The sequence below is a fragment of the Proteiniphilum saccharofermentans genome (assembly GCF_900095135.1).
GTDB lineage: Bacteria > Bacteroidota > Bacteroidia > Bacteroidales > Dysgonomonadaceae > Proteiniphilum > Proteiniphilum saccharofermentans.
On the sequence record NZ_LT605205.1, the window covers coordinates 1,042,560 to 1,068,453 of the forward strand.

The 25,894-nt window shown below is 45.8% G+C and carries 22 protein-coding genes; 10 read left to right on the plus strand and 12 right to left on the minus strand.

All coding sequences use genetic code 11. The features are described 5' to 3' along the window. The first annotated feature begins 600 nt into the window (after positions 1-600). The 9 genes from PSM36_RS04245 (at position 601) to ilvC (ending at position 12,591) form a co-directional block, all read left to right on the plus strand. Positions 601-2,088, plus strand: coding sequence for a 2-isopropylmalate synthase (locus tag PSM36_RS04245; protein ID WP_076929143.1), 1,488 nt, complete (start codon positions 601-603; stop codon positions 2,086-2,088). Positions 2,089-2,133: 45 nt separating this feature from the next. Next, complete coding sequence (gene leuC, locus PSM36_RS04250; protein ID WP_076929147.1) at positions 2,134-3,516, plus strand: 3-isopropylmalate dehydratase large subunit; 1,383 nt, start codon at positions 2,134-2,136, stop codon at positions 3,514-3,516. Between the two features lie 172 nt (positions 3,517-3,688). After that, positions 3,689-4,288 (plus strand): 3-isopropylmalate dehydratase small subunit, encoded by a 600-nt coding sequence (gene leuD / locus PSM36_RS04255; RefSeq protein ID WP_076929150.1) that lies wholly within the window; start codon positions 3,689-3,691, stop codon positions 4,286-4,288. 56 nt (positions 4,289-4,344) lie between these two features. Continuing rightward, positions 4,345-5,904 (plus strand): alpha-isopropylmalate synthase regulatory domain-containing protein, encoded by a 1,560-nt coding sequence (locus PSM36_RS04260; protein ID WP_076929153.1) that lies wholly within the window; start codon positions 4,345-4,347, stop codon positions 5,902-5,904. 80 nt (positions 5,905-5,984) lie between these two features. After that, positions 5,985-7,052, plus strand: a complete 1,068-nt coding sequence (gene leuB / locus PSM36_RS04265; protein ID WP_076929156.1) for a 3-isopropylmalate dehydrogenase — start codon at positions 5,985-5,987, stop codon at positions 7,050-7,052. A 103-nt stretch (positions 7,053-7,155) separates the two neighbouring features. After that, positions 7,156-8,997: a dihydroxy-acid dehydratase gene (ilvD, locus tag PSM36_RS04270; protein WP_076932035.1), complete on the plus strand. Its 1,842-nt coding sequence runs from the start codon at positions 7,156-7,158 to the stop codon at positions 8,995-8,997. A gap of 167 nt (positions 8,998-9,164) precedes the next feature. Continuing rightward, on the plus strand, positions 9,165-10,889 hold the full coding sequence (gene ilvB, locus PSM36_RS04275; protein WP_076929158.1) for a biosynthetic-type acetolactate synthase large subunit: 1,725 nt from the start codon (positions 9,165-9,167) through the stop codon (positions 10,887-10,889). 43 nt (positions 10,890-10,932) lie between these two features. Then, the gene (ilvN, locus tag PSM36_RS04280; protein ID WP_076929160.1) at positions 10,933-11,508 is read left to right on the plus strand and encodes an acetolactate synthase small subunit; all 576 of its coding nucleotides are present in this window, start codon (positions 10,933-10,935) and stop codon (positions 11,506-11,508) included. A gap of 36 nt (positions 11,509-11,544) precedes the next feature. Next, on the plus strand, positions 11,545-12,591 hold the full coding sequence (ilvC, locus tag PSM36_RS04285; RefSeq protein WP_076929162.1) for a ketol-acid reductoisomerase: 1,047 nt from the start codon (positions 11,545-11,547) through the stop codon (positions 12,589-12,591). A 162-nt stretch (positions 12,592-12,753) separates the two neighbouring features. Here ilvC and pdxA read toward each other — a convergent pair whose 3' ends face one another. From pdxA to rlmN, 3 genes are all read right to left on the minus strand, one after another. Next, a complete protein-coding gene (gene pdxA, locus PSM36_RS04290; protein ID WP_076929165.1) occupies positions 12,754-13,851 on the minus strand; it encodes a 4-hydroxythreonine-4-phosphate dehydrogenase PdxA in 1,098 nt (365 codons plus the stop codon). A gap of 54 nt (positions 13,852-13,905) precedes the next feature. Continuing rightward, on the minus strand, positions 13,906-14,907 hold the full coding sequence (locus PSM36_RS04295) for a DUF4837 family protein (RefSeq protein WP_076929167.1): 1,002 nt from the start codon (positions 14,905-14,907) through the stop codon (positions 13,906-13,908). A gap of 313 nt (positions 14,908-15,220) precedes the next feature. After that, positions 15,221-16,246, minus strand: coding sequence for a 23S rRNA (adenine(2503)-C(2))-methyltransferase RlmN (rlmN, locus tag PSM36_RS04300; RefSeq protein ID WP_076929169.1), 1,026 nt, complete (start codon positions 16,244-16,246; stop codon positions 15,221-15,223). A gap of 142 nt (positions 16,247-16,388) precedes the next feature. Here rlmN and PSM36_RS04305 point away from each other — a divergent pair, with 142 nt between their 5' ends. After that, entirely contained in the window at positions 16,389-17,285 is an 897-nt protein-coding gene (locus PSM36_RS04305) for an alpha/beta hydrolase (protein WP_076929172.1), read from the plus strand. A 129-nt stretch (positions 17,286-17,414) separates the two neighbouring features. Here the strand turns inward: PSM36_RS04305 and PSM36_RS04310 are convergent, their stop codons facing one another. From PSM36_RS04310 to PSM36_RS04350, 9 genes are all read right to left on the minus strand, one after another. Continuing rightward, entirely contained in the window at positions 17,415-18,611 is a 1,197-nt protein-coding gene (locus PSM36_RS04310; protein ID WP_449421186.1) for an IS4 family transposase, read from the minus strand. Between the two features lie 76 nt (positions 18,612-18,687). After that, positions 18,688-19,041, minus strand: a complete 354-nt coding sequence (locus PSM36_RS04315) for a hypothetical protein (protein WP_076929176.1) — start codon at positions 19,039-19,041, stop codon at positions 18,688-18,690. A gap of 164 nt (positions 19,042-19,205) precedes the next feature. Continuing rightward, positions 19,206-19,622: a hypothetical protein gene (locus PSM36_RS04320; protein ID WP_076929178.1), complete on the minus strand. Its 417-nt coding sequence runs from the start codon at positions 19,620-19,622 to the stop codon at positions 19,206-19,208. 80 nt (positions 19,623-19,702) lie between these two features. Next, positions 19,703-21,028, minus strand: coding sequence for an IS5 family transposase (locus tag PSM36_RS04325; RefSeq protein WP_232001436.1), 1,326 nt, complete (start codon positions 21,026-21,028; stop codon positions 19,703-19,705). A 289-nt stretch (positions 21,029-21,317) separates the two neighbouring features. Continuing rightward, positions 21,318-22,733: a DUF6600 domain-containing protein gene (locus tag PSM36_RS04330; protein WP_154670960.1), complete on the minus strand. Its 1,416-nt coding sequence runs from the start codon at positions 22,731-22,733 to the stop codon at positions 21,318-21,320. 285 nt (positions 22,734-23,018) lie between these two features. Further along, complete coding sequence (gene rsxA, locus PSM36_RS04335; RefSeq protein WP_076932038.1) at positions 23,019-23,603, minus strand: electron transport complex subunit RsxA; 585 nt, start codon at positions 23,601-23,603, stop codon at positions 23,019-23,021. A 13-nt stretch (positions 23,604-23,616) separates the two neighbouring features. Next, positions 23,617-24,213, minus strand: coding sequence for an RnfABCDGE type electron transport complex subunit E (locus PSM36_RS04340; RefSeq protein WP_076929181.1), 597 nt, complete (start codon positions 24,211-24,213; stop codon positions 23,617-23,619). Further along, positions 24,206-24,931 (minus strand): RnfABCDGE type electron transport complex subunit G, encoded by a 726-nt coding sequence (locus PSM36_RS04345; protein ID WP_076929183.1) that lies wholly within the window; start codon positions 24,929-24,931, stop codon positions 24,206-24,208. The genes PSM36_RS04340 and PSM36_RS04345 overlap by 8 nt, the downstream gene beginning before the upstream one ends. Next, positions 24,924-25,889, minus strand: coding sequence for an RnfABCDGE type electron transport complex subunit D (locus PSM36_RS04350; RefSeq protein ID WP_076929185.1), 966 nt, complete (start codon positions 25,887-25,889; stop codon positions 24,924-24,926). Before PSM36_RS04350 ends, PSM36_RS04345 begins: the two co-directional genes overlap by 8 nt. Between the last annotated feature and the right edge of the window lie 5 nt (positions 25,890-25,894).

Sequence of the window (25,894 nt, forward strand, 5' to 3'; positions counted from 1 at the left end):
TGAGTAAAGAGCAAACTTGTTTGAACTTTGCCATAGCGAGAAATAGTCTGATAAAATCGAAAGCCGAATGGTAAGCCAAACTTGTTTGAGCTTACCTGAGGCGCATCTTATATTCTATAAATATAGTGATAGTGAAAGCATCCTATATTCTACAAACATGAACAATTCGCAACTGATAGATGTTTTGTGTGATGAATGATGTGAGGTGTAGTCCTATTTTGTTGTGCGAATCCACCGGATAACAGGATCAACGATAATATACTGATTTTTTGACTTATTTGAGTAGTATAATGTTTCAATTCGGAGATTATTGGCTCAAATAAAGAATAAAATGAAATTTTTTTGAAGAAAATTGTGAAAATATTTTGTTTGTATGGATTTTTGCGTTTACTTTGCACCCATTAAACAGGAAAAATTTCAATTTGTCGTATGTATTATCAGGTCGATATTCTAGTCATTTCTATTCTACTTCTGGAAAAATTCGGAGGGTGAGACTGGCATATCTGTGATTTACATTAGGTAAAAAATATAGGGATAACCTTTCTCACCGAGTGAGAAAGGTTATCCTTTTTTATAAAGCTAATAAAAAGGTGAATAATAATGGAACGTATTTATGTATTTGATACAACATTAAGAGATGGCGAACAGGTTCCCGGTTGTCAGTTGAACACCATTGAGAAGATCCAGGTTGCACAAGCTCTTGAGTTGTTGGGGGTGGATGTAATAGAAGCCGGTTTTCCCGTATCAAGTCCGGGCGACTTCAATTCGGTAGTCGAAATCTCAAAAGCGGTCACCTGGCCGACTATCTGTGCACTAACCCGTGCTGTTGAAAAGGATATTGAGGTGGCTGCCGAGGCGTTGAAGTATGCCAAGAGGAAACGGATCCACACCGGTATCGGCACATCCGACTCACATATTAAATACAAGTTCAACTCCAACCGTGAGGAGATCATCGAACGGGCCGTAAAGGCGGTGAAATATGCCCGTCGTTTCGTGGATGACGTGGAATTCTACGCAGAAGATGCAGGACGCACCGACAATGAATACCTTGCCCGGGTGGTACAAGCTGTAGTCAATGCAGGGGCTACCGTAGTGAATATACCCGACACGACCGGCTATTGCTTCCCCGACGAATACGGAGCAAAAATAAAGTATCTTATAGATAACGTAGACCTGAAAGATGCCATCCTCTCCACCCACTGCCATCAGGATTTGGGAATGGCTACTGCCAACACCATTTCGGGTGTGCTCAACGGGGCCCGTCAGGTGGAAGTAACCGTCAACGGTATCGGTGAACGTGCCGGAAATACATCGCTCGAAGAAGTGGTGATGGCATTCAAGAGCCACAAAGACCGCGGATTCGAGACCAATATCAATACACAACATATTTATTCTGCCAGCCGGATGGTATCGAGCCTGATGAATATGCCGGTACAACCCAATAAGGCGATTGTGGGAAGGAATGCTTTTGCACATTCTTCCGGAATCCACCAGGATGGTGTCCTCAAGAATGTTGAAACTTACGAAATCATCAATCCCAAAGATGTAGGAATCGATGATAATGCTATCGTGCTGACTGCCCGTAGTGGACGTGCGGCACTCAAAAACCGCCTGTCGAGCCTGGGCGTGAAACTCGAACCCCAGGAATTGGATGAGATATATCAGAAGTTCCTTGAAATGGCCGACAAGAAAAAAAATATCAATGACGATGATATACTGATGTTGGTGGGTAAAGATGCACGTTTGGACAGGATTAAAGTAGAATACCTCCAGGTATTGTGTGGTATCGGTGTGCGCGATGTAGCCAGCATAGCCCTGAATATTGCCGGAGAACGCTTCGAAGCGACAGCAAGTGGTAATGGCCCGGTAGATGCAGCTATTCGTGCGGTGAAGAACATTATCCGCAGGAAGGTGAAAATTCGGGAATTCCTTATTCAGGCAATCGACCATGGTAGTGATGACATAGGTAAGGTCCACATGCAGGTGGAGCACAACGATATTGTTTATTACGGTTTCTCGGCCAATACCGATATCGTCGCAGCATCTGTAGAGGCATTTATTGACGCTGTGAATAAGTTCGTTGAATGAAGTGGGAAGGTGTAATTTGTAATTAGTAATTTGTAATTAAAATATATGAAGACTCTTTTTGATAAGATATGGGATGCGCATGTGGTGACGACCGTGAAAGATGGTCCCACCCAATTATACATCGACAGGCATTTGTGTCACGAAGTGACCAGCCCCCAGGCCTTTGCTGGCCTTAGGGCACGTGGGTTGACGGTGTTCCGTCCAAAGCAGACTACGTTGACGGCCGACCATAATATTCCCACGATGTGGCAGAACAAGCCTATTCGTGATTCTATTTCCCGTTTTCAGGTGGAAACATTGGCTAAAAATGCATCGGATTTTGGATTGACTTATTATGGATTAAATAACCCTAAGAATGGGATCGTACATGTAATCGGGCCGGAGAATGGTTATACCCAGCCCGGTATGACCATCGTATGTGGCGATAGCCATACTTCTACCCATGGTGCTTTTGGTGCCATTGCCTTTGGTATCGGTACCAGTGAGGTGGAAATGGTGTTGGCGTCGCAGTGTATCCTGCAGACACGCCCCAAAACCATGCGGATCAATTTTGAAGGAAAGTTGGGTAAAAATGTAAGTGCAAAAGATATGGCACTTTATATGATTTCCCAGTTGACTACCGGGGGCGCTACCGGCTATTTTGTGGAATATGCCGGTGAAGCGGTACGCAATCTCACTATGGAAGAGCGGATGACTCTTTGCAACCTCAGTATTGAAATGGGTGCACGTGGAGGATTAGTGGCTCCCGATGAAACTACCTTTAACTATATCAAGGGACGTGAATTTGCTCCCAAAGGTGAAAAATGGGAAAAAGCAGTGGCTTATTGGAAAACACTGAAAAGCGATGATGGTGCCGCCTTTGACAAAGAGGTGACTTTCGATGTGGGCAAGATCCGTCCGATGATTACTTATGGAACCAACCCTGGTATGGGAATGCCTATAGACGGCACTATCCCCCGCCTGGATGAAATAGACGAGGCCGGGAAGATATCATTCGAAAAATCGTTAAATTATATGGGATTCTCTCCCGGAGAAAAATTAGAAGGGAAACAGATCGATTATGTCTTTCTGGGGAGTTGTACCAACGGTCGTATCGAAGATTTCAGGGTATTTACCAGTTACGTGAAAGGTAAAAAGAAGGCCAATAATGTAACGGCATGGTTAGTACCCGGCAGTTGGCAGGTGCGTAAACAGATTGAAGCAGAAGGACTCGACAAGATACTGGAAGAGGCCGGTTTTGAATTGCGTCAGCCGGGTTGTTCAGCCTGTCTGGCGATGAACGATGATAAAGTCCCGGCAGGGAAATATGCAGTTTCCACTTCTAACCGGAATTTTGAAGGAAGACAGGGACCCGGAGCAAGAACGATCCTCGCCGGTCCGTTAGTGGCTGCAGCAGCAGCAGTTAATGGGAAAATAACGCAACCGTAACTAATCCCGACAAGTCGGGACATATAGTGCCAATCGAAGCGTAGCGAAGATCCCGATATGTCGGGATGAGATTAATAAGCTAATGAGAATTCAGAATTCGGAGTTCAAAATCTTGAATCTTGAATTTTGAATCTTAAATTTTGAATTTTGAATCTTGAATTTTGAAAAAATAATGGAAAAGTTTAAAACAATAACATCAACATATGTGCCACTTCCTATTGAGAATGTGGATACTGACCAGATCATCCCCGCGCGCTTCCTGAAAGCAACTACGCGTGAAGGATTCGGTGATAACCTGTTTGCCGACTGGCGTTATGACAAGGATGGAAATCCCAAATCGGATTTTGTACTGAATAACCCGACTTATTCGGGAGAAGTATTGGTAGCCGGAAAAAATTTCGGTAGTGGCAGTAGCCGCGAGCATGCGGCCTGGGCAATCGGTGGTTACGGGTTTAAGGTGGTCGTATCGAGCTTCTTCGCCGATATTTTCCGTAACAACGCCCTTAACAACGGCATCCTGCCGGTAGTCGTGAGCGAAAAGTTCCTGAGTGAACTGTTTAAATCTGTAAATAACAATCCGCAGGCAACGGTGACAGTCAATCTGGAAGAGCAAACCATTTCAAATAACGAAACCGGCACGGTTGAATCGTTCGAGATCAATCCTTACAAGAAAGAGTGCCTGTTGAAAGGTTTGGATGATATCGACTTTCTCCTTTCCAATAGGGATAAGATTGAGGAATATGAGAGAAATCGTGCCTTTGCGTACGAATAGATTCCAGATTTAAGATTCAAGACGAATTGGTAATTAGTCATTAAACAAAGGTTGTTTTGGGAGAAGCAAGAAAAATAGAAATCATGGATACCACGCTCCGGGATGGTGAGCAGACCTCCGGCGTGTCGTTTGCGGCACAAGAAAAGGTGAGCGTGGTGCGCCTTTTGCTCGAAGAGCTGAAGGTCGACCGGGTGGAGATCGCTTCTGCGCGGGTCTCCGAAGGGGAATTCCAGTCCGTGAAAAAAATGGCGCAGTGGGCGCATACCCATGGTTATATCGACCGGCTCGAGGTGCTGGGATTTGTAGATGGCACCACTTCCCTTGAATGGATCGTGAATGCCGGGTGCAAGGTGGTGAACTTGCTCTGCAAAGGTTCTTTGAAACACTGTACCTATCAGTTGTGTAAATCGCAGCAAGAACACTTGGCTGATGTAAAGAATACTATCGTCCATGCACAACGGATGGGGTTGACAGTCAACCTTTATCTTGAAGATTGGTCGAATGGGATGCGCGACTCAAAAGAGTATGTGTTCCGGATGATGGACGGATTGAAAGATGAAGCAGTGACCCGTTTTATGCTGCCGGATACGCTGGGAGTACTCAATCCCGATGAGACTCATCTATTCTGCTCGGAAATGATTGCTCGTTATCCAAAACTTCATTTCGATTTTCATGCGCATAACGATTACGATCTGGCTGTGGCTAATGTTTACGAAGCCATCAAAGCCGGTGTGAAAGGGGTGCATGTCACTGTGAACGGATTGGGAGAACGGGCCGGCAATGCGCCGATTACCAGTGTGGTAGCACTTATTCATGATCACATGGGATTATCTACTAATGTAGATGAATCGAAGCTCTATAGTGTAAGTAAGGTAGTGGAGAGCTACTCCGGCGTACGTATCCCGAATAATAAGCCGGTTATAGGTGATAATGTATTTACTCAGGTGGCGGGTGTCCATGCTGACGGCGACAAAAAGAAAAACCTCTATTTCAATGACCTGATGCCCGAACGGTTTGGCCGTTTCCGTGAATATGCACTGGGAAAAAATGCAGGCCGGTCCAATATCATTAAAAACCTGGAAGCATTGGGTATCGAACTCGATGATGAGGCGACACGTAAAGTGACGGCACGTATCATTGAACTGGGTGACCGGAAAGAGATCGTGAACCTCGATGAATTGCCTTATATCGTTTCCGATGTGCTGAAGAACGGTGTCGAAAATCAGGATATCAAGATGCTCAACTATTCGCTCACACTGACAGACGGATTGAGACCAACCGCCACTGTGAAGATATCGATAAAAGGTGAAATATATCAGGAGACCGCAGCGGGAGACGGACAATATCATGCTTTTTCAAAAGCAATGTATAAGATATACAAAAAACTCGATAAACCTGCCCCCGAACTGATTGACTATGTCGTGGTAATCCCCCCGGGAGGGAAAACGAACGCATATGTGCAGACTGTAATCACCTGGAAATTCCAGGACAAGGTGTTCAAAACCCGTGCGTTGGATATCGACCAGACGGTGGCAGCTATCAAGGCGACAATGAAAATGTTGAATATGATAGAAAGCGGGAATATTCCCAATATGAATTATATGAGATTACCCTGATTGATGTGATGATTGAATGAGATTGAGAACTTCTTAACTCTTCACCTAATTGGTAATTAGTAATTTGTAATTTAAATAAAATGCAATTAAAAATAGCTGTACTGCCGGGCGACGGAATAGGCCCGGAGATTATGAAACAGGCGCTGAATATTACTTCGGCAGTTTGTGAAAAATTCGGTCATACTTTGACATACAAAGAGGCCATTGTAGGCGCCTGTGCTATTGACGCAACCGGTGATCCTTATCCTGCCGAAACGCATGAACTCTGTATGCAGAGTGATGCAGTGCTTTTTGGCGCTATTGGTGACCCCAAATATGATAATGATCCCAATGCCAAAGTACGTCCAGAGCAAGGATTACTTCGCATGCGCAAACAGTTGGGGCTCTATGGGAATATCCGCCCGGTAATGACTTTTCCTTCACTGGTCCATAAGTCACCCTTGCGTGCCGACCTGGTAGATGGTGCTGATTTTGTCTGTATCCGTGAACTTACGGGCGGTATGTATTTCGGTCGCCCCCAGGGTCGCAGTGAAGATGGCAATACAGCTTATGATACTTGTGTTTATACCCGCGAAGAGATAGAGCGGGTGTTACACCTAGCCTATAAATTTGCCGGTCAGCGACGCAAAAAACTGACCGTAGTAGATAAGGCAAACGTAATTGCTACTTCACGACTATGGCGTCAGATTGCACAGGAGATTGCACCCCAATATCCTGATATTGAAACCGATTTCCTCTTCGTGGACAATGCTGCCATGCGTATTATCCAATGGCCTAAAAGCTTCGATGTGATGGTGACCGAAAATCTTTTTGGTGATATCCTTACTGATGAGGCATCCGTGATTACCGGTTCATTGGGATTACTCCCTTCGGCATCCGTCGGCTTACATACATCGCTTTTCGAGCCGATCCATGGATCCTATCCGCAGGCGACCGGTAAGAATATTGCCAACCCCTTGGCCATGATTTTATCTGCAGCACTGATGTTTGAATATGGTTTCAACCTGATGGAGGAAGGTGCGCTTATCCGTAAGGCAGTCAACGCAAGCCTTGAAACGGGAGTTGTTACCGAAGATATTGCCGATGGTGGAAAAGCATACAGTACCTCAGACGTAGGAGAGTGGATCGAACGGTTTGTGAGAGGTTGAGAAGATGGGAGATTGGAGTGGAGAAGTGGAAAGGTATGAGATTGGGAGGAATATGCCCCCAATCTTGAATCTTGAATTTTGAATCTTGAATTTTGAATTTGAAATGAATAAAAATATAAATAAAAGCGATTTGCGCAGCGCGACTAGTACACAGGGACGCCTTATGGCCGGTGCGCGTGCGCTTTGGCATGCCAATGGCATGACACGCGAACAGATGGGGAAACCGATTATCGCTATCGTCAATTCCTTTACGCAGTTCGTTCCGGGCCATACGCACTTGCACGGGATAGGACAGATGGTAAAGGCGGAGATCGAGAAATTGGGTTGTTTTGCTGCAGAGTTCAATACCATCGCCGTGGATGACGGTATCGCCATGGGACACGACGGTATGTTATACTCCCTTCCGTCGCGCGACCTGATCGCCGACTCGGTAGAGTATATGGTCAATGCCCACAAGGCAGATGCCATGATCTGCATCAGTAACTGCGACAAGATCACTCCGGGAATGCTGATCGCTGCCATGCGGCTGAATATACCAACAATCTTTGTATCGGGTGGGCCGATGGAAGCAGGGAAGATCGGTGATGAGCAGATCGACCTAATTGACGCCATGATCGAATCGGCCGACGAGTCGGTTTCCGATGAACGGATAGCCCAACTCGAACAACTGGCTTGTCCTACCTGTGGATCCTGTTCCGGAATGTTCACTGCTAACTCCATGAACTGCCTCAATGAGGCAATCGGATTGGCGCTTCCCGGTAACGGAACCATCCTGGCAACGCATGTCAACCGCAAGCAACTGTTTATCGACGCTGCACGCCAGATCGTGGAGAATGCTTACAGGTACTACTCTGAGGGTGACGATACGGTGTTGCCGAGGAATATTGCCACACGTGAATCTTTCCTCAACGCCATGACGCTCGATATCGCTATGGGTGGTTCTACCAACACCATTCTCCATACGCTGGCCATAGCCCACGAGGGGGAGATCGACTTCTCACTCGATGATATCGACGCCCTCTCTCGCCGTGTACCATGCATTTGTAAGGTAGCACCCAACTCGAAAAAATACCATATCCAGGATGTGAACCGTGCCGGTGGTATCATGGGGATACTGAATGAACTGGCAAAAGCCGGACTGGTCAATACTTCGGTGCATCGTGCCGATGGACGTACTCTGGCTGAGGCATTGAAAGAATATGATATTACCAACGGAAATCCGGGTGAAGAGGCCCGGAGGATCTATTCTTCTGCTCCGGGTAACCGGTACAATATCGTGATGGCTTCACAGAATGCACAATTCAAGGAGCTGGATACCGATAGGGAGAACGGCTGTATCCGTAGTGTGGGGCATGCTTATACCAAAGACGGGGGATTGGCCATCCTGAAAGGGAATATCGCTGAAAAAGGGTGTGTGGTGAAGACTGCCGGTGTGGATGAAAGCATCTGGAAATTCAGCGGTACTGCCAAAGTATTCCATTCGCAGGATGATGCCTGCACCGGCATCCTTAACGGAGAGGTACAGGCCGGCGATGTGGTGGTGATTGTCTATGAAGGCCCGAAAGGTGGCCCCGGTATGCAGGAGATGCTTTATCCTACATCCTATATCAAAGCAAGACACCTCGGAACTGAATGTGCATTGATTACCGACGGGCGTTTTTCGGGTGGTACTTCGGGCCTCTCCATCGGGCATATCTCTCCTGAAGCGGCCGCAGGTGGCGCTGTCGGACTAGTACGCGACGGAGACATCATCGAGATAGATATTCCTGCCCGTTCCATCAACTTAAAGATTTCTGAAGCAGAGCTTCAGGAAAGAAGAAGAGAAGAAGAAGCTAAAGGTGAAAATGCTTTTAAGCCTCAACGCGATAGAGTGATTTCAAAAGCATTGAAAGCATATGCCGCTTTTGTGAGTTCGGCCGACCTCGGAGCGGTCAGGATCATTTAATGTAACTTTTGCAATTATATTTGCAGCTGAAGATGAGGCCTCTAAATATTTTGTAGGTCAGAAAATATCGTCAGTCGGAGGTTTTAGTTGCAACTATACGACTTACGAAACTTAAATTAGTGAAACAAGAAATACAATTTTAGGTTCAAGTTTAAAGAGAAGAGTGTATGAACAGAGATAATCAAACGGAAAACATTCCGGGTAGTGAGATACTTATTCGCTCACTGATCGCCGAAGGGGTAGATACCATATTCGGCTATCCGGGTGGGGCTATCATGCCTGTATTCGATGCCTTGTACGATCATAAAGATAAGATCAGGCACATACTGGTGCGTCATGAACAGGGTGCGCTCCATGCAGCACAGGGATATGCAAGGGTTTCGGAAAAGGTAGGGGTGGCTCTTGTCACATCAGGCCCCGGGGCAACTAATGCGATCACCGGCATCACCGATGCAATGATGGACAGTACGCCGTTAGTGGTGATCTCGGGGCAGGTCAATTCCACCTTGTTGGGATCTGACGCTTTTCAGGAAGCCGATGTGATCGGCGTTACCCAACCCATCACCAAATGGGCTTATCAGGTGCGCCGCGCTGAGGATATCGCATGGGCAGTCTCAAGGGCATTCTATATTGCTTCAAGCGGCCGGCCCGGCCCTGTGGTATTGGACATTGCAAAAGATGCACAAGTGCTTAAATGTGACTATTCCTACCAAAAGACGACCTTCTTAAGGAGTTATCATCCTCTGCCCGAAGTGGAAGAGGAGAAGATAAGGATGGCAGCCGATCTCATCAATAGTGCCAAAAAGCCGTTTGCACTGGTTGGGCAGGGAGTAATCCTCGGCAATGCCGAGCAGGAGTTATGCGACTTCCTGGAAAAAGGAGGGATTCCTTTCGGGTCGACTATCCTGGGATTGTCGGCTATACCTTCCGGTCATCCTCTTAATCAAGGTATGCTGGGTATGCACGGGAACGTGGCAACCAATATCAAGACGAATGAATGTGATGTGTTGATCGCTATCGGGATGCGTTTTGACGACCGTGTGACCGGTGACCTGAAGACCTATGCAAAACAGGCTAAGGTGATCCATTTCGATATAGACCTTGCCGAAATGGACAAGAACGTGAAGACTACCGTGAAAGTATTGGGCGATGCCAAACAAACACTGCCGATGGTAACTGCCCTGATGGAGAAAAAGTCTCATCCCGAATGGTTGGAAGAGTTCAAACCCTATGCACAGAAGGAATACGATTGCATCATAAAAAATGAACTCTATCCTGAAAATGGAGGAGAGATAAAGATGGGCGAAGTAGTGAATAAAATCACCGAAGCCACACAAAACAAGGCAATTTGCGTGACCGATGTGGGACAACACCAGATGATGGCTACCCGTTATTTCAAGTACAATCAATCGCGCAGTATGGTTACATCGGGCGGATTGGGTACGATGGGATTCGGCCTGCCCGCCGGTATCGGTGCCAAATATGGCGCACCCGACAGAACGGTTTGCATCTTCGTGGGTGACGGGGGACTGCAGATGACGATCCAGGAATTTGGCACCATTATGGAGTATGGTATAGATGTGAAGATCATTCTCCTGAACAATAATTATCTGGGGATGGTACGTCAGTGGCAGGAACTCTTTTTTGACGAACGCTATTCGGAAACACACCTTAAAAATCCTGATTTTATCAAGATTGCTGATGCATACAATATCAAGGGACGGAAAGTGACACAGCGCGCAGAACTCGATGCCGCTATACAGGAGATGCTCCAACATAAAGGGGCATACCTGCTTGAAGTGTTGGTGGAAACCAAAGGGATGGTTTACCCGATGGTGCCTGCAGGAGGGACTATTACCAATATTCTTCTTGGAAATGGAAACTCTTTGTAATGTGAAAAATGAAAAAATGAAAAATTAAAAGTGGAAAACTAAAATGGACGGGAATAAAACATTATATACCATCACTATTTTCTCCGAAAATACGGTAGGTGTGCTCAATCAAATCACGACGATCTTTACCCGAAGGCAACTCAATATCGAGACATTGTCTGTCTCTCCTTCTGCAATCCGCGGGATACATAAATTCACCATTACCACTTTTTCCGACAGCGAAGAGGTGATGAAAAAACTGGTACGGTTGATCGACAAGCGGGTAGATATCCTGAAGGCCTATTTCAATACAAACGAGGACCTGGTCCATCAGGAATTGGCGCTTTATAAGCTCTCCACAGAGAAAGTGATGGAGCACGGTTCCATAGAATATCTGGTGAGAAAGTATAATATCCGGGTTCTGGAGGTCAACAAAGACTGCGTGGTATTCCTGAAGGCAGGACATTACGAAGAGACCCAGGGACTCTTCGAGGAACTGGCCGATACCATCGGTGTGTTGCAGTTCGTTCGTTCGGGAAGGATTGCTATCACCAAATCGAAAGTAGAACGTTTGAGTGATATGCTGGCCAAATGGGAACAGCAAAGGATCGTCATTGTCAATCCGGAAAGTGCAATATAAAATCAATAAACAGAAAAATAATAAAAATTTAAACAAATGGCAAAAATGAATTTTGGCGGGGTTGAGGAAAATGTAGTTACTCGCGAGGAATTTCCCCTTGAAAAAGCTCGGGAGGTATTGAAAGATGAAACAATCGCGGTGATTGGTTACGGCGTGCAAGGTCCCGGACAATCCCTCAACCTGCGTGATAACGGTTTTAATGTGATCATAGGACAACGGAAAGAGAGTAAAACCTGGGATAAGGCGGTAGCCGACGGCTGGGTGCCGGGCGAGACGCTTTTCGAAATTGAAGAAGCATGTGAACGGGGGACTATTATTCAATACCTGCTGTCTGATGCGGCACAAATTACCTTATGGGACACAGTGAAGAAACATCTGACTCCCGGCAAGGCACTCTATTTCTCACACGGCTTCGGTATTACCTATAAAGACCGTACCGGGATTGTTCCTCCTGCCGATGTGGATGTGATCCTGGTTGCTCCCAAAGGGTCGGGTACGAGCCTCCGTAAGATGTTTCTGGAAGGACGGGGGTTGAACTCCAGCTATGCCGTTTATCAGGACGCTACCGGAAAGGCACACGACCGTGCTGTCGCACTCGGTATTGGCGTTGGTTCAGGTTACCTGTTTGAAACTGATTTCAAACGCGAAGTATATTCCGACCTGACGGGCGAGCGTGGTACGCTGATGGGGGCTATTCAGGGATTGTTGCTGGCACAATATGAAGTGTTGCGTGAAAACGGACACACACCCTCTGAGGCATTTAATGAAACTGTAGAAGAGCTAACCCAGTCGTTGATGCCGTTATTTGCCGAGAAAGGGATGGACTGGATGTATGCCAACTGTTCTACTACTGCGCAACGTGGCGCTCTCGACTGGATGGGGCCGTTCCATGATGCTACCAAGCCGGTATTCGAAAAGCTCTATAAAGAAGTCGCCTGCGGCAATGAAGCACAACGTTCTATCGACAGCAATTCTCAGGCCGACTACCGGGAAAAACTGGAAGAGGAATTGAAAGCCCTTCGCGAAAGTGAAATGTGGCAGACCGGAGCTGTCGTGAGAAAGCTGCGTCCGGAGAATAATTGATTACTGCAAAACTGATTAGCAGTAGATAAAAAGAGCCTGGCATTTCGTCGGGCTCTTTTTTTATTATCAAAATCGTTGAATTGTGAAATTGTTGAATCTTGAAATTCCAAACTCAGCCTGAAATTTCAACCTCAAATCCTGAATCTTGAATCTTGAATTTTCTTATATCTCTTCCTCACCGGTCAGATCGAGTTTTTCATCGTCCTTACCGCGATCGAAGAACATCTTTTTAAGGGGGTTCTTACGGGCTTCATCATAAGCCAGCCGGTTCCTGAAAATATCGATCCCCATATAGATAGCCTGACGGAACGATTCATCGGAAGCCAGGTTCTTTCCCGCGATATCGTAAGCGGTACCATGGTCGGGTGAAGTGCGGACGATAGGGAGTCCGGCCGTAAAATTGACTCCCGAATCCATAGCAAGGGTCTTGAAAGGGATCAATCCCTGGTCGTGGTACATCGCCAGTATGGCATCGAACTCCTTGAAGCGCCCTGATCCGAAAAAACCGTCGGCAGCAAAAGGACCGGCACAGAGGATCCATTCATCCTGCGCCTCTTTCACCGCGGGTGCAATAATCTCTTCTTCCTCTTTCCCCAATAACCCGTTTTCGCCGGCATGGGGGTTCAATCCCAGTACGGCAATGCGGGGATTCTCTACCCTGAAGTCACGCTTCAACGAATGGTTGAGCGTTTTCAGTTTCTCCATGATCAATTCTTTGGAGAGTTTCGTCGAAACTTTAGAGAGAGGGACATGGGCAGTGACCAGCGCTACACGCATGGTTTCCGTGGCCATGATCATCAGCGCTTTTTCTCCGTCCGAGGCAAACCGCTCCTCCAGGAACTCGGTATGCCCGGGAAATTGGAAATGATCGTTCTGGATCGTGTCTTTATTGATGGGAAGAGTGACCAGCAGGTCGATCTTGCCATGGGCCAGATCGTGGCATGCAATATCCAATGCCGTATAAGCTGACTCTCCGGCTTCGTTGCTTGCCGATCCCAACTCTATCTTAATCTCCTCCTTGACACAATTGACCAGATTGACCTTCCCTTCATGCGATTCTTCAACCTTGGAGATAATATGAAAATTCATTGCGTCACTGTTCAGCACCTTTCGGTGATAGGACGCCGATTTGGATGATCCGTATACGATCGGGTGGAACAACTCGAGTATTCTGGCATCCGAGAAAGCCTTCAGCAGGATCTCATATCCTACGCCGTTCACGTCGCCATGGGTGATGCCCACCTTGATTAATTCTGACATGTATATGTGTTAATTAATAACTTATGTGTGATTAAAAATCTATATAATAATTTATTAAGACTCCTTCTTCTCATCTTTTGGAATACTGATGGTGTATAATGCGGATTCCAGATTACGAAGCAGATTCCGTTTATTCATTTCCGGGGCATATACAAATACCTCGGCGACCACCACCATGCCGGTATTCTCGTTTACAAACGCATGCATTACAAACGGTCCGCCCATCATATCGGTGGTCATTTCCCACAGGCCACGCAATTCGGCCCTAAAGAGGCCGTCCGTCTCCATTTTTCGGTAATCGGGAGAGTAGACGGTAGCTGTAGCCATTTGGGAGTCGAATGACCCTTTTATATATTCACCCAATACCCTGTTGCGGATACTGATGAGGGAATCCTTCTCGAAAACGGTCTCTGAGGTATAGGGAAACTGGTATATTACGATATCCTGACGACCGCGTGCAGCATTGTTGGTAGCCCAATAAAAGTTCTCATGTTCTGTAATGTTGGGCAATCCCTTTGGAAAATGCATATTAATACCAAAAATCTGCTTTACCCGTGATACCGGCTCTTTTATCTGGTTTTTCAGATAGTTGGCATTCCGTTCCAACTCCTTGGTGATGAAATAATCTACGATGCTCTCCCTGTTTTCAGTCACGAACTCCACAAAACTGGCCGTATCGGGAGCATGGATATTCATGATGACCTGTCCCATGGCGTATTTGTCGAGATCTGCCGTGAGTTTGGGGTAACTGTATATGTCCGATATTTCGGGAATAATCACGTTCCGGGCTACCTTAAAAGTACTGGTGAAATTTTCCGGGGTAAGTTGCAGTATCCGGAAGTTAGGCTCGGGCTGGGGTAGTGCCTTTACGTTAGAATTAAGTACGCCGAAAAGAGACCTTCCTGCAGGACCTTCCCAAGCATTCTCGTCCATTATTACAATCACTTCATTGGTTGTTCCCGAAGCGGAGAAAAAACTCCCACTGCCATCACACGATGTAAACAGCGTTAGCAGGGCAAGAATAACTGGCAGTAATACGGCATATTGCTTCTTCATATCGACGTAGTTTTAAAAGGTTTATATTTCGTTTTTAACTTTAGGAACCTCCATATTAAACCCAATAATCAAAATCAGGCTGAACGGGCCGTCAGTCAAAAGAACTCAACGGCTCTAAACATTGAACCGGCCTGTTTTAATAAACAAATATACGATTATTTGTGTGAAATAAAACCGGAAAGGTTAAAATAATCGTTAAACATACCGGGAGAAACATGGTTTTCAGGAATCGGTATGAACAATCATTGATTACAATACCCTTGTTGCTATTCGCGTGTTCAGAGTCCGGAAATCAGGTAATAATCCGTAATATCTACTTTACCAGCTTCGCCGTCGACAGCATGCCACAGGCGGCGAAGATATCCTCTCCCCGCGAAGCACGGATGGTGCAGATAAACCCTTTGGCGGTAAGGAAATCGCGGAATTTGACCATATTCTCGTTGGTGGAGGGTTTGAGGTTACTCATCGGGATCACATGGAAACGGATCAGGTTGATGCGGCAATCCAGTCCGGCGAGCAGTTTGACCAGTTCGCGCGCGTAGAGCAGCGAGTCGTTTACTCCGTCGAACATGATGTATTCGAACGAAAGTCTGCGCTGATGGCTCCAGTCGTATTCCCTCAACATATCGATCACTGAAGCCGAAGGTGCCGATTTCTCAATCGGCATAATGGCAAGCCGCTCTTCCGGGATCGGGTTGTGAAGGCTGACCGCCAGATGGCATTTGCTTTCATCGAGAAACCGTTTCAGGTTTGATGTCAACCCGATGGTGGAGAGTGTGATCCGCCTGGGACTCCAACCCAGTCCATATTCAACCTGAAGCAGTTCCGACGCCTTCTTCACGTTTTTGTAATTATCCAATGGTTCACCCATTCCCATAAATACCAGGTTGGTGATCTCTTCTGAGCCGGGTACCGAGTAGACCTGGTTCAGTATTTCCGTAGCAGTGAGGTTGTCATGGAATCCCTGTTTACCCGTCATGCAGAAGTCGCAGTTCATCCTGCATCCCACCTGTGAGGAGACGCAGATGGTGAGGCGGTCCTCTTCGGGGATAGTCACTGTCTCGATAAATTTCCCGCTGTATGTCCTGAACAGCATCTTCCGTGTGCCGTCTACTGATGTCTGTATATCTAACGGTTCTGACCTTCCTATATCGAATTTCTCCGAGAGAAGTTGCCGGTTTTTTAATGAAATGTTGGTCATCTCATCGATGCGCTTCACCCGTTTCACATAGATCCAGTCGGCAATCTGCTTGCCGGTGAATTTGGGCAATCCCAGTTCAGTAACGCTTTCGGTAATTTCGGTAAGCGTCATCCCCAGAAGATATTGTTTTTGATCCATTTGCTGCAATTATAATTAGAGTGCAAAGATAGCACCAACCGACCGTTTTTCTTCTATCATAGTAATATAAAATGAATCTGTTTCATCTTCGGATTTGAAAAATCCTTATCTTTGCCATGAAACAAAATCATGTAAAAAGACAATGAAACGGACTATATTCTCACTTTTTTTCTTTTCAGCAATGACGATAACCCTTATGGCACAACATAATCCGGTACTGTTATTTCCCGACGGAGCACCGGGCGAATCCCGGAAGATGAAACAGGTAGATGACCTGGGTGGCAACAAGGTCGCCGGATGCCCTGTACTCCGTATCAGTAATGTGAGTGAACCGACGCTCACCTTTTATCCTGCACCTGCCGGCAATAATACCGGTGCCACTATCATTGTGAATCCGGGGGGCGGTTACAATATCCTGGCATATAACCTCGAAGGGTCTGAGATTTGTAAACGTTTCAACAGTTTCGGCGTCAACTGTGTATTGGTGAAATACCGTGTGCCGCGTCGTGAAGGATTGGAAAAGCATACAGCGCCATTGCAGGATCTGCAACGTGCCATTGCTTATACACGTTCCCATGCAAATGAATGGAATATCGACCCGGATAGGATCGGAGTGATGGGGTTCTCCGCCGGAGCACATCTCGCAGCCATGGCCAGTACGGCGTATGGAGAACGTACCTATCCGAAGACCGATGCTTTTGATGAGGCGAACCTTCGTCCCGATTTCTGTATCCTTATCTATCCGGCGTATTTATCGGGAGAGAATTTCTCGATTACTCCCGAACTGAAAGTAAATGCTGGCACACCTCCCACCATCCTTATCCAGACTCAGGACGACAAGAGCTATATCGACAGCAGTTTGTTTTATTATTATGCACTGAAACAGGCAAATGTGCCGGCAGCAATGCATCTGTATCCCTCCGGTGGTCATGGTTATGGATTACGCAATACCGGCCACACGGTCAATGAATGGCCTCACCGCGTCCTTTCCTGGCTGCGGGATATCGGAATGACAGGGAAAGTGAAGAGTGGAAAGTGAAAAACGAAGAATCTGCCCGCCGCAGAGGATGGAAAACCTGCCTGTTATAGGTACGGTCTATCCGCTGGACGGATGAAAATTAAAAGTTTAAAACCTGATCAAAGTATCTATATTTGCAGAATAAAATCACTACTGTCCAAAGAAATTACCCCATAGGTTCAGTTGATTTGAATCGGAATCATTCATAGGACGTTTAGGTTTAATAAACAGTTCGCCTAAAGGCTTCCTCTCAAAGAGTACTTTGCCGACGACTGACGATAAAATATAAAGTTCCTGATCAATATGAAACATCTTTCTGGCAATGGCAAGCAGCAGGTAATCGCAGATGGCAATCCATATCTGCGAGTATACCGTATTCTGGCTGGTTCCGTAGAACGCCTTGATGTTCAGATGTTGTTTGATCCATTTGAAGAAACACTCCACTTGCCAACGTTCCCTATAAAGTTCAGCAATGGTCAGGTAAGAATGTGTGAAGTCATTGGTCAGGAACCGATAGACATTTCCCGTGGCATAATCCTCATACACAACCATACGGAGTGTATCCGGATACCATCGGGAGGTTTTCAGTCCCGTAAGCCTGATAGTGGAATCGCTAACAACTCCAGTGCTTTTATCAACCGGATGCTCTTCTATCACCTCATACTTCATGTTGTCCTTGGCCCTGGTGACGAAGAAAGCCCGCTGGCGATCAAAGTGGAGGAACAACTGCTTGAAATCCACATATCCATTGTCCATGAGGTAATAATTACCAGGCTCCACGGGCACCAGGCTCATGGCTTTGGAGTCATGGACTGCAGCCTCCGTCAGATAAACAAATGTGGGAATCGATCCTCTCAAATCCAGCAGGGTATGCATTTTTACACCACCTTTATCATGATGAAGCCTTGCCCATGGACAGAGTTGCAGGCAAAGTTTCATAGTACTGCTGTCGAAAGCATAGACGATTCCGTCCACGTCGAGTCTGGAAGGCTCTTTGCGGTACAGGTGTCTCGCTTGTGCAATCAGTATCTGACCGAAGTCGTGATAGATCCGCCAATCCTTGGTTCCATTAATATGTGCCAAAGTCGAGCGTTGGATATATTTGATTCCGGAAGTGTACAACTTGGAGGACAGGGCAACCAGCGTTGCATCAATGCTGCGCAGGCTATCCTGACCGGTGAACTGGGCAAAACTCATCACCATGAACTGGTCTCTGCATTTGAACTCGATGGCATGTCGGTTGCCATTGTATCTCTTTACGCATTTATCAAACTCATATCTCGGTATGAGCGACATTATCTGAGCGAATACGGTCTTTCCCTGATTCATGATTTCTATCTCTTGCAATACTATTTGCAAAAGTATAAAATCAAATCCCGGAAAATATTTATTCGTGTAATGCATTAATATAAACTAATTTAAATCATGTCTGAGAAAATTTCTTTGGACACCAGTGATTCATTTTATACCCATATTCCCGGGCTAATGAATCGTAATCGTAATAAAAAGGGGCGCATATATCAATGATTTCTTCACTTTGTGCAAAAGAGCCGGGCATATTCACTATAAGAAATTCGGCTGCTTTTAGTTTTTGCGGATCATTCTTAAAATGTTCGAGTGCCTTCTCTAATTCAGTTTTATTTTTGCCGGCCAATCTGAGAACCTTTTCCAGTTTAGTATCATTCACTTCGTGACAAGATATTAACATACATGTATGTACAAACATTACACTGGTAATTAACTTTATGATTATTGTGATAAGTCCTGTCAGTTTCATGGATTACTATTGTTTTTTGTTTATGTCTCCACATTCATTAATGCCAAATCCGAAAATCCGGAATCACTTTTCGTCCTTCTACTCACTCGGTAGCCTGTGGCTACCAGAAGTGCGAGGCAAATATGCCCGATGAAAACTTCTTTCTATAGGCTGATTGATCTAAATTACCACCAAACCTGTTCTTCGTTTTCATACGTGAATATCCTTTCTTCCTGTCCTCGTGTATGATTTTTAAGTAAGAACAATGCGTTCGTCGGGCAATTATGGTAAATTAAAGAGTCATTCGTGGCTATCTGTTCTCCCAAAGATTTCCAACCTTTATTGTTCCAGAAAACTAACTCATATCTGTGTCCAATCTCAATGCAATTTCCATCATTTCTGGGTATAAATCTGATCATATCTATTTCTTTGGGTTCTGGAAATTCTAATCCAATCCAGGAGCCACTGGAAGTATGTCCGTCGAATGCAGTTAAAATATCCTTGTCAAATGCCTTTTCCTTTACATTTCCAAGATCTTTATAACTCCCTTCCGATCCTATTACTTTTCCTTCCACTTCCAATCCGTTTTTATCATAAAACATAATTTCGCTGATGGTTGAAAAACTTTCGTCCGTTCCTATGTATCGTACGTATTTAGTCTCTCCTTAATAAATCACTTTTATCAGGTCGCAAGTTGTAATCTCTGCTTGAAAAATATTCTGAGAACAAAATCCAAAAACTCTCTTACGAGTTTTTCCATCATTTTCTTCAAGTTCCAAGCCGTTGCAGCCATAAAAGCATTGATTTGTATGCCTTTTTCGCCCCACAAGTAGTTTTGTTCCATACGAAAGTCTTTTTTCAGATGTCCGATAATGGGTTCGATGGCTGCTCTGGCTCTACATTTGTTGCGTTTGCACCGTTTTTGATAAACCGTATCCGATGCTTTGGGTTTGTCGGGGGTAATGATGGTTACTCCCTTAATCTGCTTTCTGCCTTTCCCGCCACGATCGTATGCCAGCTCTTGGGGTAGTTTCAGCTTGTTCTGCTGCATTTGTTCCAATAAAGGATCGATGGTGTCTCCGTCATAAGGCGTATCCAAAAAAGCTTTTATCGCCGTGATAACTTTTCGACCTCTTTTTCCCGTAGTTATCAGTCCGACCTTATTGCCGAACTCATATTGTTTGTGCGTTTTGCCCTTGGGGATACAGCGTGTAAAAGGCTTGTGAAGGCTGTAAATCTTGTCTTTGTCATCTTTCTGTTGATTGATAACACGCTTGTAAAGCGACAGCTCTTTCCGGTAAAGCGCTTTTTGCTCATCGCTCATTTTGCGTTCAAGTTCTCGCAACAAGGCCCCTGCTATGGTTTTCAACCGTCGCTTTGCTTTTCCGGCTTTTTTTGCCCGCTTGGGATGCTTGCCGTTGTAAGTGTCGCGAACCAACTGCTTGCTCTCCCGTGTATAACGCTGACGCTGCTTAATACCCGATTCTTCGGCTATTTTATTGCATTTGTCGATAACCTTTTTACACAATTTGGCATCGGTGGGAAAAGTGGTGTTGTTTTCCTGGACTGTGGTGTCCGAAAGAACAAACTTGGATTGCCTGGGTACTTCTTTTCCGTGAAGATGCACGCTGTAGGCGAATATTTTGCCTATGCCTTCTTTTCCCACACGATTACGGAAGTGAACAAAATCACTCGGATCGAAAGGAAACTTGTGTTCGAAAAATTCTCCGCCACAAAAATACTGGAAGTAAACGTCTCGAACCCAAAACTCGGGTATACGTTCATCGCCGAGATTGTACAGATGCTTCAGCATCAAACAACCCACCATCAGACGAATGGGAACGCTTGGAGCCCCTTTTTCTGAATACAGCGGGGAAAACTCGTTTTCGAAGTATTCCCAATCTATTTTGTCTGCAAGCAAAACAAGTTCGTGCTTGCTGTCGATAAAGTCTTTCAGCATAGGACGGAATAAATCGCGCTGTCCTTTTTCCGGTAATTTTCCTATCATAATTTGCAGGGTTTCATACCGTAAAGATACAAAAAACGGCAAAAACACACAAGAAATACTAACGTTATTTTGCTGCTCATCAGATAATTATGCCTATTTTAAGGATCGACTAAATAAAAACAGATTGTTCCAACAGAAGTAATAATTATCAAATTTGGTTTCAAAGGATATAAAAATCCCAATTATTTATTTAAAATAATCGGGATTTTTTAGTTGAAAAAGGATCCAATAAATTTTTTTATTCTGTTATATTATTCTTTAAGATAGGTTTGCTACTATTTTCTGCATCTCACCTCCGTCCGGAAGATCTGCCGGATCTGTTGCTTTCACTGCTGCTCCTTGTTGATGAAGTGCTTGTAGCACTGCTGTTTCTACTTGACGAACTGGAGCTGGATCTTACCGTAGAACTTTGGTTGTTGCTCCCTGTGGAACTTGAATTCGAGCGTGTCGTAGTAGCGTTTCTATTACCCGAAGAATTTTCTGACCTTACAGTAGTATTGCTATTACTTCTGGTGGAACTTTGCGGTGTAACTGTGGTATTCCGACTGTTGGATGAGTTGCTTCGCGTATTGGTTACCGAACTGCTGTTGTTCCTGCCGGAAGAATTCTCCTGAGATCTAACAGTGGTACTTCTGTCATTGCTGCCGGATGGATTTTGCGATCTGACCGTTGTACCGCTATTGCTTCTGGTGGAACGTTCCGGTGTAACAGTGCTGCTCCGGGTGTTGGGTGAGCTGTTTCTTGTAGAACTCTCCGATGACCTTACTGTAGAGCTACGATTCGTGGATGTTCCGCTCCGTGAAGTTGTTCCTTCGGTGACCCTTGTATTGCTGTTGCTGCTTCTGACGGTTCCGCTGCCAGTGGTAGTATTTCTGTCAGTACTCCTGCCACTTACAGAAGATCTCGTGTTTGTGGTTCTGCCGCTGTTTGCATCGGGGCGATACACACTTACCGAATTACCACTAACTCTTGTTGCCCTGCCGGAACGGTTGTTGTTGCTTTCAAGTCGGCGTACCGTGGCTTTTCTACCTGTTTCACGTTCGTAGTCCCTGGCGCTTGGCCCGCTGTAGTAGCGGTTATCGTTATATATGTAAGTATTGTTGATGATAGTAGTCCTGTTGTAGATAGTAGGGCTGTACCTGTTATAATACCTGTGCATACTGCGATTATACATGTACCGGGAGGGTAGGAAAGTCCAGTAATTGTTGGGTGCATTCACATGGATATGGATATTGATTCCGGGACCCATTGGCGCCCATCCGTAATAACCGCCGCCGCTTCTCCATGTCACCCAGGCAGGTGCCCATTCGTAGCCGGGAACCCATGCCCAACCGTAGAAATCGTCATAATACCATCGCCCGTAATGGAAAGGAGCCCATCCCCATGAGAAACTCGATACCCAAGTATTTCCGTAATCGGTCATCACCCAGTAGCCGTTGGTAGCATACGGATGAAAGTCCCTTCCTACATTGGGTATCCAGATGCGGCCGTAGTTACGGTCGTTGATCCATCGACCGTGGGGTCTCAATTCGTTGTAGAATACGTTGAACGATATACCACCTCCTTGATAGCCGTCATCATAATATCCCTCTTCGTAATAATACTCGTCGTATCCCTGTGAATAGACATAATTCTGAGAGGTTCCGCATGACCATACTGCCAGTGCGATTACCGCGAGGATGAGGGGATGTCTTAAAGCTTTCATATCCGTAGTTATTAAAGGGTGTAACTTCATTTCTTTCTTTAGCAGTATGACATCCTTTTTACGGAATGGTTTAACAATTCAAGATTCAAAATTCAAAATTCAATATTCAAGATTTAACGGGAGTCGTTTTGGCTTCACCGAACATTGTTTCATTCCACAATTTCACAATTTGGCTTACACCGATTGTTAATTGACTACGTCGATTTATAATTCATGATTCAGTGAATTTTCACTACCTTCCCCATTTTTTACTCTTCACTCTTCACTCTTCACTTTTCACTTTCACTACTTAAATACCTGGTCGATGCCGGAGAATCCCATAAACGCCATGGCCATGATACCGGCGGTAATCAGTGCGAGGGGAATCCCTTTCATTGCCTTGGGTACTTTTGTGAGTGCCAGTTGTTCACGAATTCCGGAAAAAATGATCAATGCCAGTGCGAAGCCAATGGATGTGGCAATTGCGTAAATAACCGACTCCAACAGATTGTAATTTTTCTGTGTAACTAGGATGGCAACCCCCAGGATGGCACAGTTAGTAGTGATAAGCGGCAGAAATACGCCCAACGCCTGGTAAAGAGAGGGAGATATTTTTTTAAGGATAATCTCCACCATCTGCACCAATGCTGCGATTACCAGGATAAAGGTAATGGTCTGCAGGTATTCCAGTCCGAATGCTTCGAGAATCCCCTTTTGAAGAAGAAATGTGACGATGGTAGCAATGGTCATTACAAAGGTGACAGCCAATCCCATACCGATGGCAGTATCCACTTTCTTTGATACACCCAGAAACGGGCAGATACCCAGGAACTGGGCCAGTACGACGTTGTTGACAAATATGGCAACAATAATGATTCCTATAATTTCCATAATCATTCAGGGATTAGTTGGATTCTTTCTTTTGAAGCTTATTAAAAATGGCGATCAGGAATCCTAACACGATGAAAGCTCCTGGAGCCAATACAAATATCAATGATCCGAACTGCTCGGGATAGATATTCAGTGAGAAAATTTTTCCGGTACCCAGTAATTCACGTACAGCACCCAACAGGGTGAGTGCGAAAGTAAATCCCAGGCCGATACCAATACCATCGAAGACAGAAGGGAGTACACCGTTCTTTGAAGCAAACGACTCTGCACGTCCCAGTACGATACAGTTCACCACAATCAGCGGGATAAATATTCCCAAACTATCGGCCAATGCCGGTACATAGGCATTCATCAACATCTCAATGATCGTTACGAAAGTGGCGATCACTACGATATAGGCAGGGATACGTACCATATCGGGGATCACGTTTTTCAGCATTGAGATTGCTGCGTTGGAACAGACCAGCACGAACATGGTCGCCAGTCCCATACTCATCCCGTTGATGGCGGAACTGGTGGTTGCCAGGGTAGGGCACATCCCCAGCAGCAACACGAAAATGGGGTTTTCTTTAATAATGCCGTTGATCAGCACTTTCAGGTTGTCATTCATTGTCGTTTCCTCCCTCCTGTGATGTTATATCCTGTTCATCATTGTCATTTGTTTCCCCGGAACCGTTTGTTACGCTGCCTGATTGGGTGGTTCCGGTAGTGTCGCTTTCGGATTGGGTAGCTCCGCTTGTCGCATCCATATTTCCCGAGTAGGCGGCGTAAGCTCTGTTGATCGCTTCGAGAAATGCCCTCGAGGTGATGGTCGATGCGGTAATGGCATCCACATCTCCTCCGTCATTCGAGACGGCCAGGGCTCCTTTTGACAGGTCTCGTCCGATGATCGACTGCGACGGTTTGGCTGCATCCCTGAACCACTCTGACATCTTCGAACCCAGTCCCGGTGTCTCGGCATGTTGCAGTACAGAGTAATTCACGATCCTGTGTTCCATATCGAAACCTACCATGATTTGTATGTTTCCGCTGAACCCATTGTTGGAAAAACTGTTCAGTGCGTATCCTACGATCTCGTCCCCTTTCTTTGCGGGATAAACCAGCAGCGAGTCACCTTGCCCGGCCGGCATCACAAATGCTTCTGCGGTCGGGTCGTTATCGAATTCAGGGACTACTTCGCTGATGGCGTTCTGCAATTTCATCGCTTTGGCGTCTGCGATCGGTTTTGCCGTCATTTTGTTCACCTGTGCCAGTAGTACGGCCACCGTAAGACATATCAGCGACAGCGACAGGAACATATTTTTAAATGTTGATTCTAATTTAGCCATGTTTCACTACCTCCCCGAATCGTTTTGGCATTGTGTAATTGTTGATCAGCGGTGTAAAGGCATTCATCAGCAGGATTGCGAATGAAACCCCTTCCGGATAGGCCCCCCAAAGTCGTATGGCGACGGTGATAAAGCCGATGCCGGCACCGTAAATAAGCATTCCTTTTCTGGTCATCGGCGACGTTACATAGTCGGTCGCCATGAAGACCGCACCCAGCATCAATCCTCCCGAAAAGAGGTGGATCAGGGGGTTGTAGAGCGGGATGGGATTAAAAATATAGATTATCCCGGTAAAAATGGCTACTGTAGCCATAATAGAGACCGGGATATGCCATGTGATGACCTTCTTCCAGAGCAACCAGCCTAAGCCGAGAAGCAGTGCCAGGGCACTCATCTCACCGATGGAGCCGGCTTCGGTACCAAAAAACATCGTTTGTAAAGATGGTAGCAGTTCCGGATTCGACTTTAGATTGCCCAATACGGTCGCCGAAGTGACGGCATCGACTGTACCGGCAATATCGGGTGCCGGCCAGACGGTCATCTGTGCCGGGAACGAAATCAACAGGAATATACGTCCCGCGATGGCGGGGTTAAAGATATTATTACCCAGTCCACCAAAAGAGAGCTTAACCACGCCGATGGCGAACAGGCATCCCAATGCCAGTATCCATATTGGCAGATTAGATGGTACGTTGAATGCCAGCAGCACACCTGTGATGATAGCCGAGCCATCGAGCACGGTGGGCGTTTTTTTCATAATATACTTTACGATGAGATATTCAAATCCCACGCAAAACAGTACCGCCAAAGCGGTAATGATCAGTGCATCGAGCCGGAAGACGTACAAAGCGACCAGGAACGCCGGAACAAGTGCGATAAGCACCCCGTACATGTTTTTTTCAATCGTGTCCCCGCTGTGTATATGAGGTGAAGGGGAAACAACCAGTTTGTTCTCCATATCTA

Excerpts from the sequence above, each read along its gene's own strand:
- ilvB (WP_076929158.1), top strand. The coding sequence starts at position 9,165 with ATGAACAGAGATAATCAAACGGAAAACATTCCGGGTAGTGAGATACTT.
- leuC (WP_076929147.1), top strand. The coding sequence starts at position 2,134 with ATGAAGACTCTTTTTGATAAGATATGGGATGCGCATGTGGTGACGACC.
- PSM36_RS04325 (WP_232001436.1), bottom strand. The coding sequence starts at position 21,028 with ATGATAGGAAAATTACCGGAAAAAGGACAGCGCGATTTATTCCGTCCT.
- PSM36_RS04305 (WP_076929172.1), top strand. The coding sequence starts at position 16,389 with ATGAAACGGACTATATTCTCACTTTTTTTCTTTTCAGCAATGACGATA.
- PSM36_RS04345 (WP_076929183.1), bottom strand. The coding sequence starts at position 24,931 with ATGGCTAAATTAGAATCAACATTTAAAAATATGTTCCTGTCGCTGTCG.
- PSM36_RS04245 (WP_076929143.1), top strand. The coding sequence starts at position 601 with ATGGAACGTATTTATGTATTTGATACAACATTAAGAGATGGCGAACAG.
- pdxA (WP_076929165.1), bottom strand. The coding sequence starts at position 13,851 with ATGTCAGAATTAATCAAGGTGGGCATCACCCATGGCGACGTGAACGGC.
- leuB (WP_076929156.1), top strand. The coding sequence starts at position 5,985 with ATGCAATTAAAAATAGCTGTACTGCCGGGCGACGGAATAGGCCCGGAG.
- ilvC (WP_076929162.1), top strand. The coding sequence starts at position 11,545 with ATGGCAAAAATGAATTTTGGCGGGGTTGAGGAAAATGTAGTTACTCGC.
- leuD (WP_076929150.1), top strand. The coding sequence starts at position 3,689 with ATGGAAAAGTTTAAAACAATAACATCAACATATGTGCCACTTCCTATT.
- rsxA (WP_076932038.1), bottom strand. The coding sequence starts at position 23,603 with ATGGAAATTATAGGAATCATTATTGTTGCCATATTTGTCAACAACGTC.
- PSM36_RS04340 (WP_076929181.1), bottom strand. The coding sequence starts at position 24,213 with ATGAATGACAACCTGAAAGTGCTGATCAACGGCATTATTAAAGAAAAC.
- PSM36_RS04330 (WP_154670960.1), bottom strand. The coding sequence starts at position 22,733 with ATGAAAGCTTTAAGACATCCCCTCATCCTCGCGGTAATCGCACTGGCA.
- rlmN (WP_076929169.1), bottom strand. The coding sequence starts at position 16,246 with ATGGATCAAAAACAATATCTTCTGGGGATGACGCTTACCGAAATTACC.
- PSM36_RS04295 (WP_076929167.1), bottom strand. The coding sequence starts at position 14,907 with ATGAAGAAGCAATATGCCGTATTACTGCCAGTTATTCTTGCCCTGCTA.
- PSM36_RS04315 (WP_076929176.1), bottom strand. The coding sequence starts at position 19,041 with ATGAAACTGACAGGACTTATCACAATAATCATAAAGTTAATTACCAGT.
- PSM36_RS04320 (WP_076929178.1), bottom strand. The coding sequence starts at position 19,622 with ATGTTTTATGATAAAAACGGATTGGAAGTGGAAGGAAAAGTAATAGGA.
- ilvD (WP_076932035.1), top strand. The coding sequence starts at position 7,156 with ATGAATAAAAATATAAATAAAAGCGATTTGCGCAGCGCGACTAGTACA.
- ilvN (WP_076929160.1), top strand. The coding sequence starts at position 10,933 with ATGGACGGGAATAAAACATTATATACCATCACTATTTTCTCCGAAAAT.
- PSM36_RS04350 (WP_076929185.1), bottom strand. The coding sequence starts at position 25,889 with ATGGAGAACAAACTGGTTGTTTCCCCTTCACCTCATATACACAGCGGG.